This window comes from Bartonella sp. AU16XJBT, assembly GCF_028618665.1.
Lineage (GTDB): Bacteria > Pseudomonadota > Alphaproteobacteria > Rhizobiales > Rhizobiaceae > Bartonella.
The window spans coordinates 53,295-71,422 of record NZ_JAQITF010000008.1 but is presented as its reverse complement, the minus strand read 5'-3'; the positions used below and the strand labels follow the sequence as shown (position 1 = coordinate 71,422).

Below are 18,128 nucleotides of genomic sequence, written 5' to 3'. Positions count from 1 at the left end.
AGTGCAGTTAGTATGTAGATAAACGATTGAAGGGAGGAACAAAAACACCTCTTTACGGAATCTTTCAAATATAAGAGTTCCATAATATGCGTGCAAATCTTAGAAAATTGCTAAAAAACATTTTGTTGCATTAAAACTTATAAGGGCATATCAGCCCGTGCTTATTGAATCTGAGAAGAAATACCATATCCATCTTTGGTAACTGTATGCTTTCCATCTGCTCCAACAGAACCAATACCCACTGTAATCAAAATAAAGGCTAAGAGGGTTGTAATCGTAATAATGGTAGCTTTTTTAGCAGACATATCTTTCCTCCACTGATGCATCAATGACTGAATGCAAAGATGAATGTTGTATTATTTAAACTTTTATGAAAGCAGAATCACTTAATGATCTATTGGTTCCTATCATTATCTCATAAAGCTAAAAAAACTCTATAATTCTTTAATATATTATAGTTCTATAGATATAATTTTTTCTTTTTGTGATATGTTTTTCTTCATTTCTTGATGACGATAGTGAGCATTGGCAAGATTTTATGCGCATAAATTATAAACTTAAAAGATTATTTATCCGACAGACATTGGCTTTGGATGAAGAAATAAAGATAGAGGGGGCACAAGCTTCTTATCTTGTGCATGTTTTGCGGATGAAAGAAGGAGCGGAAATTCTACTTTTTAATGGACAGGATGGTGAGTGGCTTGCTAAACTTATCATTGTTAAGAAAAAGTTTGTTGTGGTTCAGCTTATCCATCAAGAAAGATTACAAACAGCACATTCCAATCTTATTTATTGCTTTGCTCCACTCAAAAATGCGCGGTTGGATTATATGGTGCAGAAAGCTGTTGAAATGGGGGTGTCGATTTTGCAGCCTGTTATAACGCATCATACGCAGGTTACGCGTATCAATATGGCGCGTATGGAAGCCAATGTTATTGAAGCTTCTGAACAGTGTGGCATTTTATCTCTCCCTGAATGCGTATCAGCTCTATCCTTAGCAGAGCTTTTAGCGCGTTGGGATGAGACACAGCCTTTATTCTTTTGTGATGAAGAGCATAAATCGCACAATCCATTACCTTCTTTTAAAAAGCGTGACGTTACAACGCCTGGTGTTCTCATTGGACCAGAAGGTGGGTTTAGTGAAGAAGAGCGGAGCTTTTTAAAAAAGCAGCCTTTTGTGGTTCCAATATCATTAGGTCCACGCATTTTACGTGCTGATACTGCCGCTGTTGCGGCTTTGGCTCTTCTTAATGCGACAGTGGGGGATTGGTCAATGGATTGAGATGTCTGTAAAATCATTCTAAACAATTCATTTAAGATGATAATACCAATGATAGGATACGATAAGTTATGGCGCTTGATATAATGGATGAAAGTGAAGTTTATAACTTAGATTCCTTGGTGAGCTATTTCCAAGGGGGGTATAAAGCAGAAGATGATTGGCGTATTGGTACAGAACATGAAAAATTTCCATTTTATAGAGATGGTTTTCGTCCTGTTCCTTATGACGGTAAGAGGGGAATCCGAGCGTTGTTAGAAGGCATGCAAAGCGCTTTAGGATGGAAACCTATTGTAGATGAAGGGAATATTATTGGGCTTGTAGGATCCGTTGATCAGGGGGCTATTTCTTTGGAACCAGGGGGACAGTTTGAATTATCTGGGGCACCATTAAAAACAGTAGGTGATACGTATCATGAGTTGATGGAACATTTAGCTCTTCTCAAGAAAATTGCAGAACCATTGGGTATTGGTTTTTTGGGGATAGGCGCTAGCCCAAAGTGGACGTTAGCTGAAACGCCGAAAATGCCTAAGTCACGTTATCAAATTATGACTGATTATATGCCGAAAGTCGGGCATAATGGTCTTAATATGATGTATCGCACATCAACAGTTCAGGTTAATCTTGATTTTTCATCTGAAAGTGATATGCGGCGAAAAATGCAAGTATCCATGAAGTTACAATCCGTTGCGACTGCATTATTTGCAAGTTCACCTTTTACAGAAGGACGCCCAAATGGCTTTTTGTCATGGCGTTCTGAAATTTGGCGTGATACGGATAATCAGAGGACAGGCGTTCTTCCCTTTATATTTTCTGAGCGTTTTGGTTTTGCTGATTACGTTGAATGGGCCCTTGATGTTCCCATGTATTTTGTTGTACGTGATGGTCGTTATTATGATTGTACCCATATAACGTTTCGTCAGTTTATGAATGGAGCATTAAGAGGACAAGTTGTAAATTCAATTCCAAATATGGGAGATTGGATTAATCATTTATCAACGTTATTTCCTGAAGTCCGCTTAAAAAGATTTTTAGAAATGAGAGGAGCTGATTGCGGTTCTTGGAAGCGCATCTGTGCATTGTCGGCTTTTTGGGTTGGGCTTCTTTATGATAGAGAAGCGCTTAACGAGGCAGAGGCTTTGACCAAAGATTGGTGTTTTGAAGAAGTTTTAGACATGCGCCAACGCGTTCCCAAAGAAGGGTTAAAAACTCCTTTTCGTCAAACCATTCTTTTAGAATTAGCCCGTCAAACTATCGCTATTGCTCGCAAGGGCTTAAAAAATCGCAAACAGTGTGATGCAAATGGTTTTGATGAAACAAATTTCCTTAATCCTTTAGAAGAGGTTGTGGCAACGGGGCAAACAGATGCTGAAAAATTTTTATCCCATTACTCTTCTATTTGGGATGAGTCTGTTGAACCGGTATTTTTAGAATGTGCCTATTAAATTTTAGGCAAAGACACTTTGTACTTTTTTAAAAAATGCATATCATCGTAGTAGTCTATTCACTCATTTGTTTGAGAGGAGAATATCCTCCCTTGCTTTCAACATTTTTCATAAAGGATACAATACAAAGATCTCTTGGAAACTGCGATTTTTATCCCAATACTATCACGATATTTCCGTAACCTCCATGTTATATCTTTGTGCTCAAGATGATTTGATCTATTTAGTTTTTTATCAAACACTTTTTATCCGCTTGGCTCATTCCTCTTAATGAATAGGGCAGAAAATAATTTTTAGACTTTTAAATAAGGGATAAAAAATATTATTTATATTCAATATCCTCAATGCTATTTTATAAAAATACGAAGTTTTTTTATTTTGTAGAATAAAAATACAAAGCCTTAGTTTATTGTGCTGGTAAGCCACAAACACCTCTTTTATTATTTAAAAATGTAGAGTACGTTTCTTAACTGTTTGTTGTTTTCGTTTTTAAAAGCAAGATTGCATGAGGGGGCTTATACCTTTTTATACCATTATAAGATATAGTTATACAGTCATCATGAAGGGCAAGAGCTGCATTTTTAAAATGGGTAGGAAAATTACAGGGTATCATTTTCGCTACACGAATAATTTGTTCTTTTCGGTTAATGCTCGTTGGGGAATCTAGAAATTTTTCTACGTATTCAAACACTGGATCACTAAAGTCTGCTTCAAGTTTTGCGAGGAAAATGTTTTTTCTAAATAAATCAAAGAGCATCCTATTTTGATCGCTTAGCAAACCCTCACATTGGGATTCTCTACCTAAAAAGGGTGAAGCATCCACAAAAAATAAGTATTTTTTAGTAATACTTTAAAATATTAATTATGCAGATTCAATTTGTCGTTCTATTAAATATTTCTAAAATGATCCCTTATCCTATTCTGTAGATGTGATAGGTTCTATCTTACTCTTAAACATTTTTATATATTCTTTTGCTATTTCCTCTTTGTCGCGGTATTCTAAATCTCTACAGTTTTTATTGAGGTATGACTGATAAAGTTCATCGTACAGATTCAGATCGTTCACTTTCGTATACCCAAGTGATATTAATACAGCAAACAAAGGTATCAATAGAGAAGATAATACAATAAATGTTATGGTACGTTTCATGAGTGATTTAACTCCTTATCTTTGATAAATAGACCAATATTGAATACGGCTATTATGACGGTTGATATCACTTAATTTCGTTATATCGACAGGATATAGGGTATTTTTGTTGGTATTGTGTTTCAGATTGTATTGAGAAATATTATATATTATTGGTTGTATGTCGTTTTTAGGCATTGTGGCTTTTAAAGCCCTTCATATTTACGATTTTTTTGTTATTGAGAGGGCATATTTTTATGCCTATAAAAATAATTAAAAAAACAAAAAAGCTTTCCCAAAAAGTTTTTATTGAGAGCAAAGAAAGAATGTATAATAAGTATTTTCAATAAAATAATTATATTTGAAGGGATGGCCAAAGTTTTTGAGAGTGCTGTTCATAAAATTGGCAAAAGGAGCTTGATAATTTATTTGCCAGAAAATTCATGAATGTTCATTTGTTAATGAACCATTTTTTAAGAAAGCTCTTTTCAATTCAAAGGGCAAAAGAGAGCGATAAGAACATTAATAGCATAAGATACGTTGGAATTATTCAGGATTAAGATGCAATGAATGGTGTTTATATTTCTCTTATTAACCTATTATAAGATCGTAATTATTTAAATAATAAGGAAATAATTTTATTTATTTTCTTTAAATTGTTATTCGTAGATAAAAAATTCTCTTTTAATCTATAAATTAAAAAAATAATGACTTTTAAAAAGCCTTGTAAGTTTTATACCTTAATTTTAAATATTATGCATTGATTTTGAATTATGCATATTATTCACCATCAATCATAACCATAGTGGATATAGACTGGGCATAGACAATGACATTTAATTTTTTCATCAATTTATTTCTATTTGTTATTTTTTTATTGTGGGTTGCCCAAAGTAAGAGAATGCAATGGAGTCTTTCACTCCGTGTTATGCTAGGGCTTATCCTTGGCTTGATTTTTGGAAGTGTTTTGCAGCTTTTTTATGGAGAGGGTGAAGCCACTTTATTGAAATCCGTTGAATGGTTTAACATTGTTGGTGAAGGCTATGTCTTATTGTTACAAATGATTGTTATGCCACTGGTTTTTGTCTCTATCGTTTCAGCGGTTGCTCATTTACATTCTGTTTATGCTGTTGGAAAGATGAGTATCATAACGATTTCAATATTGCTTATTACAACGGCTCTTTCAGCGTTGGTTGGTGTGCTTGTGGTTAATTTCTTTGGATTAACCGCAAATGGTTTGGTGCATGAAGGGCAAAATGTTTCTGCTGTTCTTGGGGATCGTATTTCTCAACTTGGAGATATGAATATACCAAAAATGATTTTGTCCTTGATTCCTAAAAATCCCTTTGCTGAGTTAAGTGGAGCCAAGCGTACATCAATTATTAGTGTTGTTATTTTTGCGTCCTTTTTAGGGGCTGCAGTTCTTCTTTTAAAGAAAGATGAGCCGGAAAAAGGGGAAAAGGCTCTTTTATTTATTCAAGTGGCACAAGCTTGGATTATGCGGTTAGTTCGTATTGTGATTGCTTTGACTCCTTATGGTATTTTTGCACTTATGACTAAGGTAGCAGCAACTTCGCGTATTGCAGATATTTTAAATTTACTCATTTTTATCATCGCTTCCTATGTTGGTATTATCCTTATGTTTGCAATTCATGGTGTATTGCTTGGCATTTCTGGGATTAATCCTTTTCGTTTTTTCAAAAAAGTTTTACCAGTTTTAACATTTGCTTTTAGCAGTCGTTCAAGTGCTGCAAGTATTCCTTTGAATATTGAAGCGCAAACGCAGTGGATAGGTGTGCCGCAATCCATTGCGAGTTTTGCAGCTTCTTTTGGGGCAACAATTGGACAAAATGGGTGTGCTGGTCTTTATCCAGCGATGCTTGCGACCATGATTGCACCGACCACGGGGATTAATCCTCTTGATCCTACTTGGATTGCTACGCTTGTTGGGATTGTAACGTTGAGTTCTATTGGTGTCGCTGGTGTTGGGGGAGGGGCTATTTTTGCTGCATTGATTGTATTACCAATTATGGGACTTCCTGTTACTTTGGTTGCTGTACTTATCTCTATTGAGCCACTGATTGATATGGGACGTACCGCCCTAAATGTGAGTGATTCAATGGTAGCTGGAACGATCACCAGTCAAATGTTACGGACAACGGATAAAAGTATTTTTAAAAAATGATTTTGGGTTATGTTTTTTGGGGTTGTAAAACATCCATCAGAGATATTTGTGCCGAACCAGGTTGTAGAGGTTTTTGTTGATTGGGGTGAGGAGCCCAACCAGAGAGCCAGATGAAAGAAAAATGTGCACGAATACGTCCATCAGGATCGCTAAATTTTTGTGCATAGATTTCAGCAGCACGGAGAAAAAATCGTTTAGATACAGGACGTCGTGAGCGATTGATAAGCGCATTTTGCATTCCCATCGCTTTAAGATCGTTTATGAGATCAAACATTGTATTATAACGTATTGTGACATCTTCAACATCTGCTACAGGTAGGGCAAAGCCAACACGCTGTAAAAGAGCACCTGCATCACGAATGTCGGCAAAAGGGTAGATCCTAGGGCTTGCACCACCATAAATTTCAATTTCGGCTTGTAGAAGACATTCACGTAATTCTTTGAGTGTACCTGCACCCGCCATAACAGCTAGAAATAAGCCATCTGGTTTAAGGGTGTTTTTTATCTGACTTAGAACACCAGGGGTATCATTCGTCAAGTGTAATGAAAGAAGTGAAACAATAAGATCGCAGTAATTTTGAGGAAAATCAAGAAATTCTCGATGACGTAAATGAAACTTTTTATCATGGCTTTGATAAAGTGTATCAGTCTCAATACGTTCTATAGAACAAACCTTTCCAGATTTCATGAGAGCTTGCGTGGCAAGATCTGTATGGCTGTGTAAATCGAGCGCTAATGTGAAGAGACGATCAATGGTGCTAAGACGTTTATAGAGATCTTCTGCCATGAGAGAGAGTAAAAAGTCGTATCCTTTTTTTGCTTTTTCAAAGGCGCGTTTGCGGAATTGTTCAATGCGGTTATGATCAAAAATTAAAGGATGCGACATATTGTGGAATACTTTCGATTTATGAAAGAATGCATTTTGAAAAGGTTCATGATTGTGCGAGCTCTGTCAAGTTTATAATGTGAAAGAAAAATAAGTTTATAGGAGGTTAAGATTTTTTAAAGAAATTAAATTTATAAATTGAGGAAATACAAAGGAACTTTTGTTCTACGGGGGGGACTTGTAAAAGCCTAAATTTATAATGTTTTACTTTCGAGAAGTGGCTTTAAATAGCGGGGATATACTACGTCAATTCATTGAGCGCTTTAAAACGATGCTTTATCCACCAATTTGTCCTGGATGTAAGCAAAATGTTTCTACTTATGGCACGATTTGCTCTGAATGTTGGAAAGATCTTCAATTTATCACGAAGCCTTATTGTCCTGTTATGGGGACGCCTTTTGTTTGTGATATGGGGGATGGTTTTCTCAGTGGTGAAGCGCTTCGTAATTCTTACCCTTTTTCGCGTGTTCGCTCAGTCATTGTTCATAAAGGGCTTGCACGTACTTTGGTAACGCGCTTAAAATATGGTGATCATATAGAATTGGCATCTTTTATGGCTAATTGGATGGTGTTTGCTGGACGTGAGGTTATTGAAGAGTGTGATGTTATTATTCCCATTCCATTGCATTTTCGTCGTTTTTGGGAGAGACGTTATAATCAATCTGCTGAGCTTGCACGTTATATTGCAGCATCACAAAAAAAGCTTTTAAAACCGGGGTGGCTTGTTCGTTCTCGGCATACGCGTCCGCAGGTTAGTCTTTCTTCAAGAGAAAGAAAACTTAACGTAAAAAATGCTTTTAAGGTTTCGCATAAAGTTAAAAAATATCTTAAAGGATGTTCTGTTTTACTGATTGATGATGTATTTACAACGGGTGCAACAGTTACAGCAGCAGCTGCTGCATTAAAATATGCAGGTGCACAACAGGTTGATGTGCTAACATTTTCGCGTGTCCTTAAAGAAGATTCTATTTTTCCTTCTTCTTAAGGGGAATTTAAAGTAGATATTATTAAAAAAAATACTTGGAGGATAATACTTATGAAAGAGATAATCATTTATACACGTCCAGGTTGTCCTTATTGCACAAAAGCACGTGATTTACTGGACAAAAAGGGTGTAAAATATACAGATATTGATGCTTCCACATCCCTTCGTCAAGAAATGGTGCAGCGCGCGAATGGACGTAATACATTTCCACAAATTTTTATAGGTGATTATCACGTTGGTGGTTGTGATGATCTTTATGCTTTAGAAGCAGAGGGAAAACTCAATTCTTTATTGCAAGACCTATAATTGCCGTAAATGACATATCTTTAAGATCGTTTTGCGAGAAGGAGATAGTTAACATCCATGTCTTTTGAACGATTCCAGCTGTCGTTTAATGGATTATAAGTAATACCTATCTCATCAATGACAGTCAGAGCGTTTTTTGATAAGAAATTTTTAAGTTCTCGAGGTTTTAGGAATTTTTTATAATCATGGGTTCCTTTAGGGAGCCAACGGAGGATATATTCAGCGCCGACAATAGCAAGTCCCCATGCTTTCCACGTGCGGTTGAGTGTTGCGACAAACATCAACCCTTGTGGTTTTAGCATTTTTGCTGTCGCTTTTATGAAGAGATTAACGTCAGCGACATGTTCAACAACTTCCATATTAAGGATGATATCAAATTTCTCTCCTTCATTGGCGAGTGCTTCTGCTGTCGTCGTGCGATAATCAATTGAAAGGTTACTTTGGGCAGCATGGATTTTTGCGACTTCAATATTCGTTTGTGCGGCATCAACGCCTACAACTGTAGCGCCAAGTCGTGCCATTGGTTCACATAACAAGCCCCCCCCACAGCCAATATCAAGAATTTTCAAATTGTCAAAAGGCGTCAGTGAGACAGGGTCACGATTAAATTCTAAACAGATTTTTTCTCTGATGTAAGCAAGACGTGTTGGATTAAATTGGTGAAGAGGTCGAAATTTTCCTTGAGGATTCCACCATTCTGTAGCGATACGTGAAAAGTGATCAAGTTCACTTTGATCAACAGTTGTTCGTGTTTCATCTATCATGTTGCCTTCCTTTATTTTTAATGATCAGATCAAGTCCAGAGGATTTTATACAAAGTCAAGAGAAATTAATATAATCATAATGAAACTTGCACAAATGATAGATATTCGCTATGTCGAGAAAATGGTTCGTTGATACAGCATGTTATTCTCATTATCGTTTGAGATAAGAGATGTAAAGGTAAGAGTGTTATTAATGGCGCGCATTGTCATGAAATTTGGTGGAACGTCTGTAGCAAACATTGAATGTATTCATAATGTTGCACGGCACGTCAAAAGAGAGGTTGATGCAGGCAATGAGGTTGCTGTTGTTGTCTCTGCGATGGCGGGTAAAACTAATGAGCTTGTCCAATGGACGTGTGATGCTTCGCCCATACAGCGAGATGCTCGTGAATATGATGTTGTGGTGGCTTCTGGTGAACAAGTCACTTCAGGTTTGCTGGCTTTGACACTTCAAGCAATGGGGATCAATGCGCGTTCATGGCTTGGTTGGCAGATCCCTATTCATACAGACAATGCGCATGGTCGTGCGCGCATTACTGATATTGACGGATCTTTTTTAATAGAGTGTTTTCAGGAAGGTCAGGTTGCTGTTATTGCTGGTTTTCAGGGGTTAGCTTCAGATAATCGGATTTCTACCTTAGGGCGTGGGGGGTCAGATACAAGTGCTGTTGCGATAGCCGCAGCTGTACAAGCTGATCGCTGTGATATTTATACGGATGTGGATGGTGTTTATACAACGGATCCACGTATAGAACCGAAAGCGCGCCGTTTACCAAAAGTAGCTTTTGAAGAAATGCTAGAGATGGCTTCTCTTGGAGCAAAAGTTTTACAGGTTCGTTCTGTTGAATTAGCAATGGTTCATAAGGTTCGTACCTTTGTGCGTTCAAGTTTTGAGGATCCCGATGCCTTAGGCATGGAGGATTCAATGAGTTCTTCTGGAACACTTATTTGCGATGAGGATGAAATTGTGGAACAACAAAATGTTACTGGTATTGCTTTTGCTAAGGATGAAGCGCAAATTTCGCTGCGTCGACTTGCTGATCGTCCAGGGATTTCGGCAGCAATTTTTGGTCCCTTGGCTGAAGAGTGCATTAATGTTGATATGATTGTGCAAAATATTTCTGAAGATGGATCAAAAACTGATATGACTTTTACTGTGCCATCAGCAGATGTAGAAAAAGCCGTTGCTCTTCTTGAAAAAAATCGCAAAGAAATTGGATTTGATGTGCTCCAATTTGAAAGTGATCTTGCCAAAATATCTGTGATTGGCATTGGAATGCGTAGCCATGCAGGTGTTGCGGCGACAGCTTTTAAGGCTTTGGCTGAAAAGGGGATTAATATTCAAGCAATCACCACTTCCGAGATAAAGATTTCTGTTTTGATTGATAGCGCTTATACTGAACTTGCGGTGAGAACATTACATGCTGTTTATGGATTGGATAAGAGTTAAGTATTTTTAAATGCTCAATTTCAAGAACATAAAGTTTTAATATGTATGAGTGATTCGCTTTATAAGCATAACGCGCACTTATTAATGTAAATAAGAATAATTGATACAGTGAAATTTTTTCATTGAAGATTTTTTATGATGAAGCAAAAAACTGTTTGCTTGTATACAAACAAGATTAGCATAGGAATAAAAACTATTTAAGAGACAACATCATAAAATACTTCTTATAAATCGTTTAGATATAAGATAGAGAGAAAGGAGAATTGTTTACATAGGGGCTTTGAAGAGAAGAAGAATGGCACCATGTATCTGTTATGAAAGGGGGATTTATACTTCAGAGTCAACATTATAGAGCTTACAGAATTTGCTTTTTAGTTGGCTAAAAATTAAAAATGTTATCCTAGCAGTAAATAATTTATAAAAATTTCAAGCTCTCACGCTGAAGGGGAGAATGTTCTTGATATCATACCTCTGATTTCAAGAGATAAAATGCCTTATTTCTAGACAAGAAGATTTTAGATGTAAAATGACGTAAATTATATGAATGGAGAGAAAGTGTATCTTAAGAAAGATATTTATAATTCCATGTGGTCTTCGAAGCAATATGCTGGTTCTTTTGGTGCTCTATGCGGATTTGATGGGAGTGGAAAGACCACTCAAGTACAAGAGATTTCTCGCCATTACTCACAAGAAAAACATATCATACAAACTTTTCAACCCAGTCATTGGTATAGAAATAATCAAGAGGTTAGAGATTATTTAGAGAGTGGAAAATCAATTGATCCATTGCTTTTAGCACTTTTAGCTGCGACAGATAGACGAAAACATACGCTTGAAATTATCGAGCCCTCTTTAACTTCATCGCAAAATTTTATAATTAGCGATCGATATGTTTATTCTAGTCTTGCTTATTTTTACGCTCGAGGGCTTTCACTTGAAAGTGTGATTAAATTGAATCAATTTATCCCAAGACCTTGTATCACATTTTATCTTCATTTGCCGCCTGCTGCTATTATCGAACGATTGCAAAAAAGGGATGGTTTAGCTTTAAAATACGAAGAAAAGCTCTCCTTTATTGAAAAAGTTTATGAAGTCTATCAACTTTTATCAGAAATAGACGAACGATTTATCGTCATTGATGGAACCGCTTCTATTTCTTCAATTCATAATCAAGTACGATACCATATAGACAAGGCTTGTTTTAATGATAAATGAAATACACCCATTTATGAATATTATTGAAAAATTTATCTGTGCTCTATTTTCCTTTATGATCTAGTTTCTATGTGAAATCTAAAATTTTAAAAGTTAGTCCGCGATAATTTAAGAGTTTTGGAAAAATATTACATATCTTAATATGTTAATGAAACGACTGGTAATCATTAAACTGCAGCGCATTTTTTTGAAAAGTTTGGAAGAGAGAAGTTATGCAAAAAGGTTATCAAGTTTCTGTTATGATAATGATATTTTCATTCTCTTGAAATACTCATATGGCGATATAAGAACGACTCGTAGAGATCTGCACAAATATATTTGAGTAGAGAGAATAAGCTAAGAGCGGAGGCGATAATAACAGCAAATCTTTTTGAAGTTGAATATTCTTATCTCTGATCAATGAAACAAAAAACAGTTCTTAATGTTTTTATGGGGACTTTCAAATTTGTTCCTTTAACCAGAAAGAACATAAGATAAAAATACCCTAACAAGAAGATACACCCATTTCAAAAACTGTAGGTAACACCTTGGTTATGCTAAAAGATCAGTCTAACAAAGCAAATGATTGTTTGGTTTTATTCAGAACTATGAGAAATTTCTTTGTTGCGCTTAATATAAATAAATCCATATCCAAGACCGATAAGAGCAGATAAACCAGAACCACAAAGCACCCCAATTTTGGCAGCATCAAGAAGGATAATATCCTTAAAAGCAAGCATTGAAACAAAGATAGACATTGTAAAGCCAATTCCTGCTAAGAATCCAATGAGTAAAATCCCGGCCCATGTCATTTGAGGAGGAAGGCGGCATAGTCCTGATTTCACGGCTAGATAACTAGCAGTGATAATGCCAAGGGGCTTACCAACGAAAAGACCAATGACAACACCAAAAACAATTAAGAATGATTTGCCAGAAGAAAGATCAAAGTTTGCAAAACTAACACCAGCATTTGCAAAGGCAAAAACCGGCATGATACCGTATGCAACCCATGGGTGCAAAGCTTTTTGAACACGTGTTACGGGAGCAATCATGGCCCTTTGCCCTTTACGCATTTTTTTCAATGCAGTTGAAATATGATGGAGATCTGTTTTTGTGTTTTTTTCTTGGAGAATTTGCATAGCGTTGCTGAGCATGGTGAGTGGCGCTACAAGAGTGCGTGTAGGAAAAACGGGCGTCATCATACCTAAGATTACACCAGCAAGTGAGGGATGAACGCCTGTTACCATTAATCCCCACCAGATGATTGCACCAGGTAAAATGTAAAGCCATGCTGATGCAAGCCCGATCCATTGAAAAAAGAGTACCAGAGCAATACCTCCCCCTGCAATCAATAGACCACTAGGATCAATGTTTGTTGAGTAGAAAAAAGCAATAATAAGAACAGCGATAATATCATCAATAATCGCTAATGAGAGAAGAATGACATGAAGATTAGAAGGAATTTTTTTTCCAAGAAGCGCCAGAATACCAAGAGCAAAGGCAATATCTGTTGCTGTTGGCACAGCCCAACCATGGATATGTCCCTCGTTAAAGTTGAAGATGAAATAAATAATCGCAGGAACACAAACGCCGCCTATTGCAGCAACAATTGGTAAGATTGCTTGTTTAAAATCGGCAAGAGCACCTTCATGAATTTCGCGTCGAATTTCCATTCCAGCGACGAGAAAGAAAATAGTCATAAGGGCATCATTAACCCAAAAATGTAAATCCCATGAAAGCGTGAAATGACCCAAATTAAAGCCAAGAGGTGTATGCCAAAAAGATTCATAGAGAGCAGCATATTGAGAATTGGCAAAAATGAGGGCAGAAGCAGCAGCGAGTAAAAGAACAATACCACTAAGAGCTTCAATATGAAGAAAACGCTCGATAGCAGAAAGCGCTTGATTGGTGACACGAGAAGCGCGATTAGGCAAGCGATTTGAAGATAAATCAGACATGAACAACTCCAACTATCGACAATTTTATGATTCTATATTCTCTGTGTATAGTGACTCTATTATGATGTTTTCTGTATCATATAAAAGCAAAAAGAGGAATAAAGTTCTTAATTTATAGACAAGATCATCATGTTTAAAGCACAATATGTTTAAGGCGATGCTTCATTTTTAATAGCGAGGTCTACTTTGTTTAACACCTTGGATAGATCATTTTGTAGAGCAGATTCGAGATCAACCATTGTGAGCCCTTTATTATCTTTTGCTTTAATTTTAATGATCAATGTTTGTGGATTTTTAGCAAATTCACCTAAGGATTTTGAAATTTTTTCTGCTTCGTCATGATTTTTTAGCAGCATTTTTGGGGTTTGCGTCATCATTAAATAGAAATCATCATAGAGTTCCTTTTTAAGATCATGTTGGCTATCATTAAGGCTTTTCGCAAGATAAGAAAAAAGCTTATCAATAAAACCTGCATCTCTATATTGTATATCAATTTCATTGATGCCAATGTTTTGAGAAGCAGCAATCATGACATTTTGTTGACCAGAAAAAAACTTCTCATCAACATCAATAACCTTAGCCGATATGTTCCCAGACCCAACATCTTTCATATCGAAAGACATTGTATCAAGAAGGAGCATATGTTTTTTTTCATCATAAGAAATATCAAGTTTTCCTGAAAAATCGATTTGTTCAAACCCCATCTGTTTAAAGAGTTCTAAGTCTTTTTCATTCATTTTTTTCGGTAAAACCGAAAGGTTATTGAAAGAAAGAAAAAGCTTTTTGGGGATAGGGTGTTTCCACAAGCTTGGTTTAAATTGAAATGATTCGAGAGTTGCTTTCAAGGGCGGAATATCAACGGTGACATTATCAACTTTGGCATCTGCTGAGGTAATGGCGAGCAGTATGTTTAGAAGGAGACCATTTTGTGCTATTTTTTCCGCGACTTTATTCTTCTCTTTTCTTGCATTAAGATAAGCTTTAACCAATTTTTCAGGCGTTTGTTCAAGTGGTTTCATCTTTAGACCAGATGTTTTAAATTGGCCGAGGAAGAAAGAGCTATTTTTTTCTGCTTCTTCAAAAATATCGACACTTATATTGTTCAGAGAAATAGGGCCAGTAACGGTTTTTCCTTGAGTGAGAGCGTTATTTTTTCCGAAAATGATAGAATAGGCATAATTGATGTCGATATCATTGGCTTTTATGCTATCACTTTTAGCCATCAGCTGCATCTGTTTATCACCATTGACTGCGATTGTTTTAAAATCCATATTTTTGATACTAACGGAACGAATATGACCTTTTTTAAAATCAAAAAGCTGAAAATTTTTGACTTCAACTGTTTCTGCTGGTTTGTTTCTATTTTCTACAGAAAGCTGTATATTAGGAGCACTTATTGAGGCAAGCTCAATACGCATCATTGATTGTAAAAGACGTGATGTGATTGTTCTATCTTTGTCTTTTAAGGATACACTTTTAAGAGAAATTTGGGGAATTTTTACATGAATATTATTATGCTTTAAATCAACATTATAAAATGTAAAAGTTCCAGGAATAAAGGAAAGAGGAGGACGAGCAGAAATGGCACCAATTTTAAGTGATGTACCGGCTGGAACGGGGAGTGTAACATTCTTCAAATTGACTGTACCTAGAATGCTGACTTCAGTTTTTTCTGCTTTTATAGCACGACGGGCTATCTCTTGTTTGACAAAACTGTCAAGATAGGGTTTTGCGATATAAAATCCACCCACAATTATAATTGCCAAGATAGCAACAAATCCAATAATGCAAGTGAGCCAATATTTTAGGTGACTTTGATACCCACTATTAAGATTGACCATTCTTTCTTCTTTCATTTTTATCACTCTTTGAATTGAGAGTGAAGATAAACTCTTTTAAGCAACGACAAAGGTTAAAATATAGCGTGTACCAGTTTCAACAGTCATCTACCTTGTATATTAGAGTTATTCTCAGCTTTTTTGCAATATCACTTTATCAACTTTTATCGATTTTCTTTAGATTCAGCACGTTATAGAAAAGCACGCATAATGAAGGAGAGATAAGTTTATGCGCATCATATTTTTTATCACTTTAAGTTATCATAAAATATTCCTATGTCCGCTTTTATCTTGCTGCTGTTTATAAGAATATTTAAAACATATAAAGATATGTTTTTGTTTATTATAATTTAATGGGGAGAGGTGAGTGTTATGACAGAAAATCAAATAATGGCCTTTTTGATCATTGGTCTCATGATGGTTGTTTTTATTTGGGATCGATTTCGTTATGATCTTGTCGCTATTTGTACATTATTAATAGCGTGTGCTCTTGGTCTTGTCAGTCCAAAGGAGGCTTTTAGCGGTTTTAGTAATGATATTGTTATTATCGTGGGAAGTGTGTTTGTTGTCAGTACGGCTGTATCACGTTCTGGTATAATGGAATTTATTATTCAGCGGATATGGCCAGATGTGAAATCGGTGCGTCTTCAATTAGCTTTTTTGGTTCTTTCTGTTGTCGTTTTATCAATGTTTGTTAAAAATATTGGTGCTTTGGCTATCATGCTTCCGATCGCTTTTCAGTTTGCGCGTCGTTCTCAGGTTTCTCCCTCTGTCTTTTTGATGCCCATGGCCTTTGGTTCTTTATTGGGGGGGCTTATGACACAGATAGGGACATCTCCCAATGTTGTTATTTCAGCGATGCAAGAACGTTTAGCAGGAACACCTTTTACGATGTTTGATTTTACACCAGTTGGTGCGGTTATTGCGATGGTTGGTGTTTTATATTTGGTCTTTTTTTATTGGCTTTTGCCTGTACGTGTGCGTTCAGGTGGATCGTTTGATAAAGCCATTGATATTCGTAATTATGTTGCAGAAGTGCATATTCCAATAAATTCACCGATTGTGGGGAAAAGTATTATTGATTTGGTTAAGCCATCAAGTGGTGATGTTATGGTGATTCAAATTATCAGAAACAAAGTATTTATTTCGCCACTACCGGATTTTGTTTTATCTGAAAATGATATTGTTTTGCTGGAAGGGTCACATACAGGAATAGATAGTGTGATGAATTCTGCTCGTTTAGAGTTTTCTAAGGAGCGAACGCTTTCTACAGGGGATAAGGACAGTGATATTGATATTATTGAAGCGGTCATCACGCATAATTCGCCTCTTATTGGCATTAGTGCGAAAGAGTTTTCCCTATTTGATCACTATAATGTCAATTTGCTTGCGTTAAGTCGTCAACATGAGAGGGTGAGGGGAAGACTTAATGATATTATTTTCCATCTTGGAGATGTGATTGTTTTACAAGGACAAGATGCGGTTATTCCAAATTTATTAAGGGAATTGAAATGTCTACCCCTAGCAAAACGAAATATTGTGTTTGGAAATTTACGACATGGTTTTATATCTTTAGCCATTTTATTTATAGCCATTATTTTTACAGCTTTTCATATTGTTCCAGTGGCTTTTTCTTTCTTTTCTGCAGCCGCTGCAATGGTTATCTTTCGCGTTTTGCCTGCGCGTGATCTGTATCAGGCATTAGATGGCCCAATATTAGTCCTCTTAGCGGCTCTTATTCCAGTGAGTGAAGCCTTAGAGAGAACGGGATGTACGGATCTCATTGGTCAATGGCTGAGCCAACTGGCAATATTTTTCCCGCCATCTGGTGCTTTAGCACTGATGTTGGTGACAGCCATGTTGGTCACGCCATTTTTGAATAATGCAGCAACGGTTATGATGGTTGCACCCATCGCGTCAAGTTTTGCTCATTCTCTTCATTATAAGCCTGAAGCTTTTTTGATGGCTGTTGCAATTGGTGCGGGGTGTGAGTTTCTTACACCTATTGGACATCAAAGCAATATGCTCGTGATGGCGCCAGGAGGATATCGTTTTAGTGATTATCCACGTTTGGGGGCTCCATTGGCGGTGTTGATCGTTATTGTTGCTGTTCCCATGCTTATGTGGGTTTGGCCATTACAATAGGATATTTTTAGAAGCTTTAAGGATCGATTACAAAAGGTCGTTAATCGTATGAAGATTAAGTTGAAGGGATACACTTTGTATAAAAATTTTTACTTGAAACTTAGGGGAGAGCATTCTTTTAATAACGCTCCAGTGTTTTTTCTGTGGGGTGCAAATTTGTTTATTTGGTTTTAGAGGGGGAGAGAGAAGTTTAGCTATCGTTTTTTGTAAAAAGTTTGTGTGTTTAATGCCATTCTACAATTGAAGACAAGGAACCATTTGTTTTTAAGGGCTTTAAAAGATTGTCTTTGGTATACATTGAATTAAGAAAGAATGGTTAACATTATCGACAAGCATCTATATATTAAGGTCGTGATCTTTTTTATAAATTCAAATTATATAAAACAAATTATATAAAAATTGTCATGTTAAGCAAAAGGATATTTGCGTCGTTTTTAATTGATACAGTTGCAAAAGACTAATCAATTGGGATACATATTGCTTTGAAATGAATAAACAGAGCAACTTAAAGCTTTTTCTTTAATGAGGACTACCATCTTTGTCCATTTATGCGTAAAAGTGTAG

13 protein-coding genes are annotated in these 18,128 nt (G+C 36.2%); 8 read left to right on the top strand and 5 right to left on the bottom strand.

Translation table 11 applies throughout. From position 1 onward, the window contains the following. Positions 1 to 161: 161 nt before the first annotated feature. Positions 162 to 305 (bottom strand): hypothetical protein, encoded by a 144-nt coding sequence (locus PVV66_RS06125; RefSeq protein WP_005773989.1) that lies wholly within the window; start codon positions 303 to 305, stop codon positions 162 to 164. A 233-nt stretch (positions 306 to 538) separates the two neighbouring features. Here PVV66_RS06125 and PVV66_RS06120 point away from each other — a divergent pair, with 233 nt between their 5' ends. The 3 genes from PVV66_RS06120 to PVV66_RS06110 all read left to right on the top strand — a co-directional run bounded on the left by PVV66_RS06120 (position 539) and on the right by PVV66_RS06110 (position 6,038). After that, positions 539 to 1,282, top strand: coding sequence for a 16S rRNA (uracil(1498)-N(3))-methyltransferase (locus tag PVV66_RS06120; protein WP_273718952.1), 744 nt, complete (start codon positions 539 to 541; stop codon positions 1,280 to 1,282). A gap of 68 nt (positions 1,283 to 1,350) precedes the next feature. Next, positions 1,351 to 2,724: a glutamate--cysteine ligase gene (locus tag PVV66_RS06115; protein WP_273718953.1), complete on the top strand. Its 1,374-nt coding sequence runs from the start codon at positions 1,351 to 1,353 to the stop codon at positions 2,722 to 2,724. 1,958 nt (positions 2,725 to 4,682) lie between these two features. Continuing rightward, positions 4,683 to 6,038 (top strand): L-cystine transporter, encoded by a 1,356-nt coding sequence (locus PVV66_RS06110; RefSeq protein ID WP_273718954.1) that lies wholly within the window; start codon positions 4,683 to 4,685, stop codon positions 6,036 to 6,038. 7 nt (positions 6,039 to 6,045) lie between these two features. On the opposite strand, the gene PVV66_RS06105 is transcribed toward PVV66_RS06110, so the two are convergent. After that, positions 6,046 to 6,924: a methyltransferase domain-containing protein gene (locus PVV66_RS06105; RefSeq protein WP_273718955.1), complete on the bottom strand. Its 879-nt coding sequence runs from the start codon at positions 6,922 to 6,924 to the stop codon at positions 6,046 to 6,048. A 199-nt stretch (positions 6,925 to 7,123) separates the two neighbouring features. Here PVV66_RS06105 and PVV66_RS06100 point away from each other — a divergent pair, with 199 nt between their 5' ends. Both PVV66_RS06100 and grxC read left to right on the top strand, forming a co-directional pair. After that, entirely contained in the window at positions 7,124 to 7,909 is a 786-nt protein-coding gene (locus tag PVV66_RS06100; protein ID WP_273718956.1) for a ComF family protein, read from the top strand. 51 nt (positions 7,910 to 7,960) lie between these two features. After that, positions 7,961 to 8,215: a glutaredoxin 3 gene (grxC, locus tag PVV66_RS06095; RefSeq protein WP_273718957.1), complete on the top strand. Its 255-nt coding sequence runs from the start codon at positions 7,961 to 7,963 to the stop codon at positions 8,213 to 8,215. Between the two features lie 20 nt (positions 8,216 to 8,235). Here the strand turns inward: grxC and ubiG are convergent, their stop codons facing one another. Next, the gene (gene ubiG, locus PVV66_RS06090) at positions 8,236 to 8,979 is read right to left on the bottom strand and encodes a bifunctional 2-polyprenyl-6-hydroxyphenol methylase/3-demethylubiquinol 3-O-methyltransferase UbiG (RefSeq protein ID WP_273718958.1); all 744 of its coding nucleotides are present in this window, start codon (positions 8,977 to 8,979) and stop codon (positions 8,236 to 8,238) included. Positions 8,980 to 9,172: 193 nt separating this feature from the next. Between ubiG and PVV66_RS06085 the strand changes: the two genes are divergently transcribed. Both PVV66_RS06085 and tmk read left to right on the top strand, forming a co-directional pair. Next, complete coding sequence (locus tag PVV66_RS06085; RefSeq protein WP_273718959.1) at positions 9,173 to 10,429, top strand: aspartate kinase; 1,257 nt, start codon at positions 9,173 to 9,175, stop codon at positions 10,427 to 10,429. Positions 10,430 to 10,984: 555 nt separating this feature from the next. Beyond that, positions 10,985 to 11,644, top strand: coding sequence for a dTMP kinase (gene tmk, locus PVV66_RS06080; protein WP_273718960.1), 660 nt, complete (start codon positions 10,985 to 10,987; stop codon positions 11,642 to 11,644). A gap of 575 nt (positions 11,645 to 12,219) precedes the next feature. Here tmk and nhaA read toward each other — a convergent pair. Together nhaA and PVV66_RS06070 are read right to left on the bottom strand one after the other, a co-directional pair. Beyond that, entirely contained in the window at positions 12,220 to 13,581 is a 1,362-nt protein-coding gene (nhaA, locus tag PVV66_RS06075; protein ID WP_273718961.1) for a Na+/H+ antiporter NhaA, read from the bottom strand. 149 nt (positions 13,582 to 13,730) lie between these two features. Further along, positions 13,731 to 15,437, bottom strand: coding sequence for a hypothetical protein (locus PVV66_RS06070; RefSeq protein WP_273718962.1), 1,707 nt, complete (start codon positions 15,435 to 15,437; stop codon positions 13,731 to 13,733). Positions 15,438 to 15,791: 354 nt separating this feature from the next. On the opposite strand from PVV66_RS06070, the gene PVV66_RS06065 reads away from it, so the two are divergent. Continuing rightward, positions 15,792 to 17,564, top strand: coding sequence for an SLC13 family permease (locus tag PVV66_RS06065; protein WP_273718963.1), 1,773 nt, complete (start codon positions 15,792 to 15,794; stop codon positions 17,562 to 17,564). Positions 17,565 to 18,128: the final 564 nt, after the last annotated feature.

Excerpts from the sequence above, each read along its gene's own strand:
- PVV66_RS06125 (WP_005773989.1), bottom strand. The coding sequence starts at position 305 with ATGTCTGCTAAAAAAGCTACCATTATTACGATTACAACCCTCTTAGCC.
- PVV66_RS06120 (WP_273718952.1), top strand. The coding sequence starts at position 539 with ATGCGCATAAATTATAAACTTAAAAGATTATTTATCCGACAGACATTG.
- PVV66_RS06115 (WP_273718953.1), top strand. The coding sequence starts at position 1,351 with ATGGCGCTTGATATAATGGATGAAAGTGAAGTTTATAACTTAGATTCC.
- PVV66_RS06110 (WP_273718954.1), top strand. The coding sequence starts at position 4,683 with ATGACATTTAATTTTTTCATCAATTTATTTCTATTTGTTATTTTTTTA.
- PVV66_RS06105 (WP_273718955.1), bottom strand. The coding sequence starts at position 6,924 with ATGTCGCATCCTTTAATTTTTGATCATAACCGCATTGAACAATTCCGC.
- PVV66_RS06100 (WP_273718956.1), top strand. The coding sequence starts at position 7,124 with ATGTTTTACTTTCGAGAAGTGGCTTTAAATAGCGGGGATATACTACGT.
- grxC (WP_273718957.1), top strand. The coding sequence starts at position 7,961 with ATGAAAGAGATAATCATTTATACACGTCCAGGTTGTCCTTATTGCACA.
- ubiG (WP_273718958.1), bottom strand. The coding sequence starts at position 8,979 with ATGATAGATGAAACACGAACAACTGTTGATCAAAGTGAACTTGATCAC.
- PVV66_RS06085 (WP_273718959.1), top strand. The coding sequence starts at position 9,173 with ATGGCGCGCATTGTCATGAAATTTGGTGGAACGTCTGTAGCAAACATT.
- nhaA (WP_273718961.1), bottom strand. The coding sequence starts at position 13,581 with ATGTCTGATTTATCTTCAAATCGCTTGCCTAATCGCGCTTCTCGTGTC.
- PVV66_RS06070 (WP_273718962.1), bottom strand. The coding sequence starts at position 15,437 with ATGAAAGAAGAAAGAATGGTCAATCTTAATAGTGGGTATCAAAGTCAC.
- PVV66_RS06065 (WP_273718963.1), top strand. The coding sequence starts at position 15,792 with ATGACAGAAAATCAAATAATGGCCTTTTTGATCATTGGTCTCATGATG.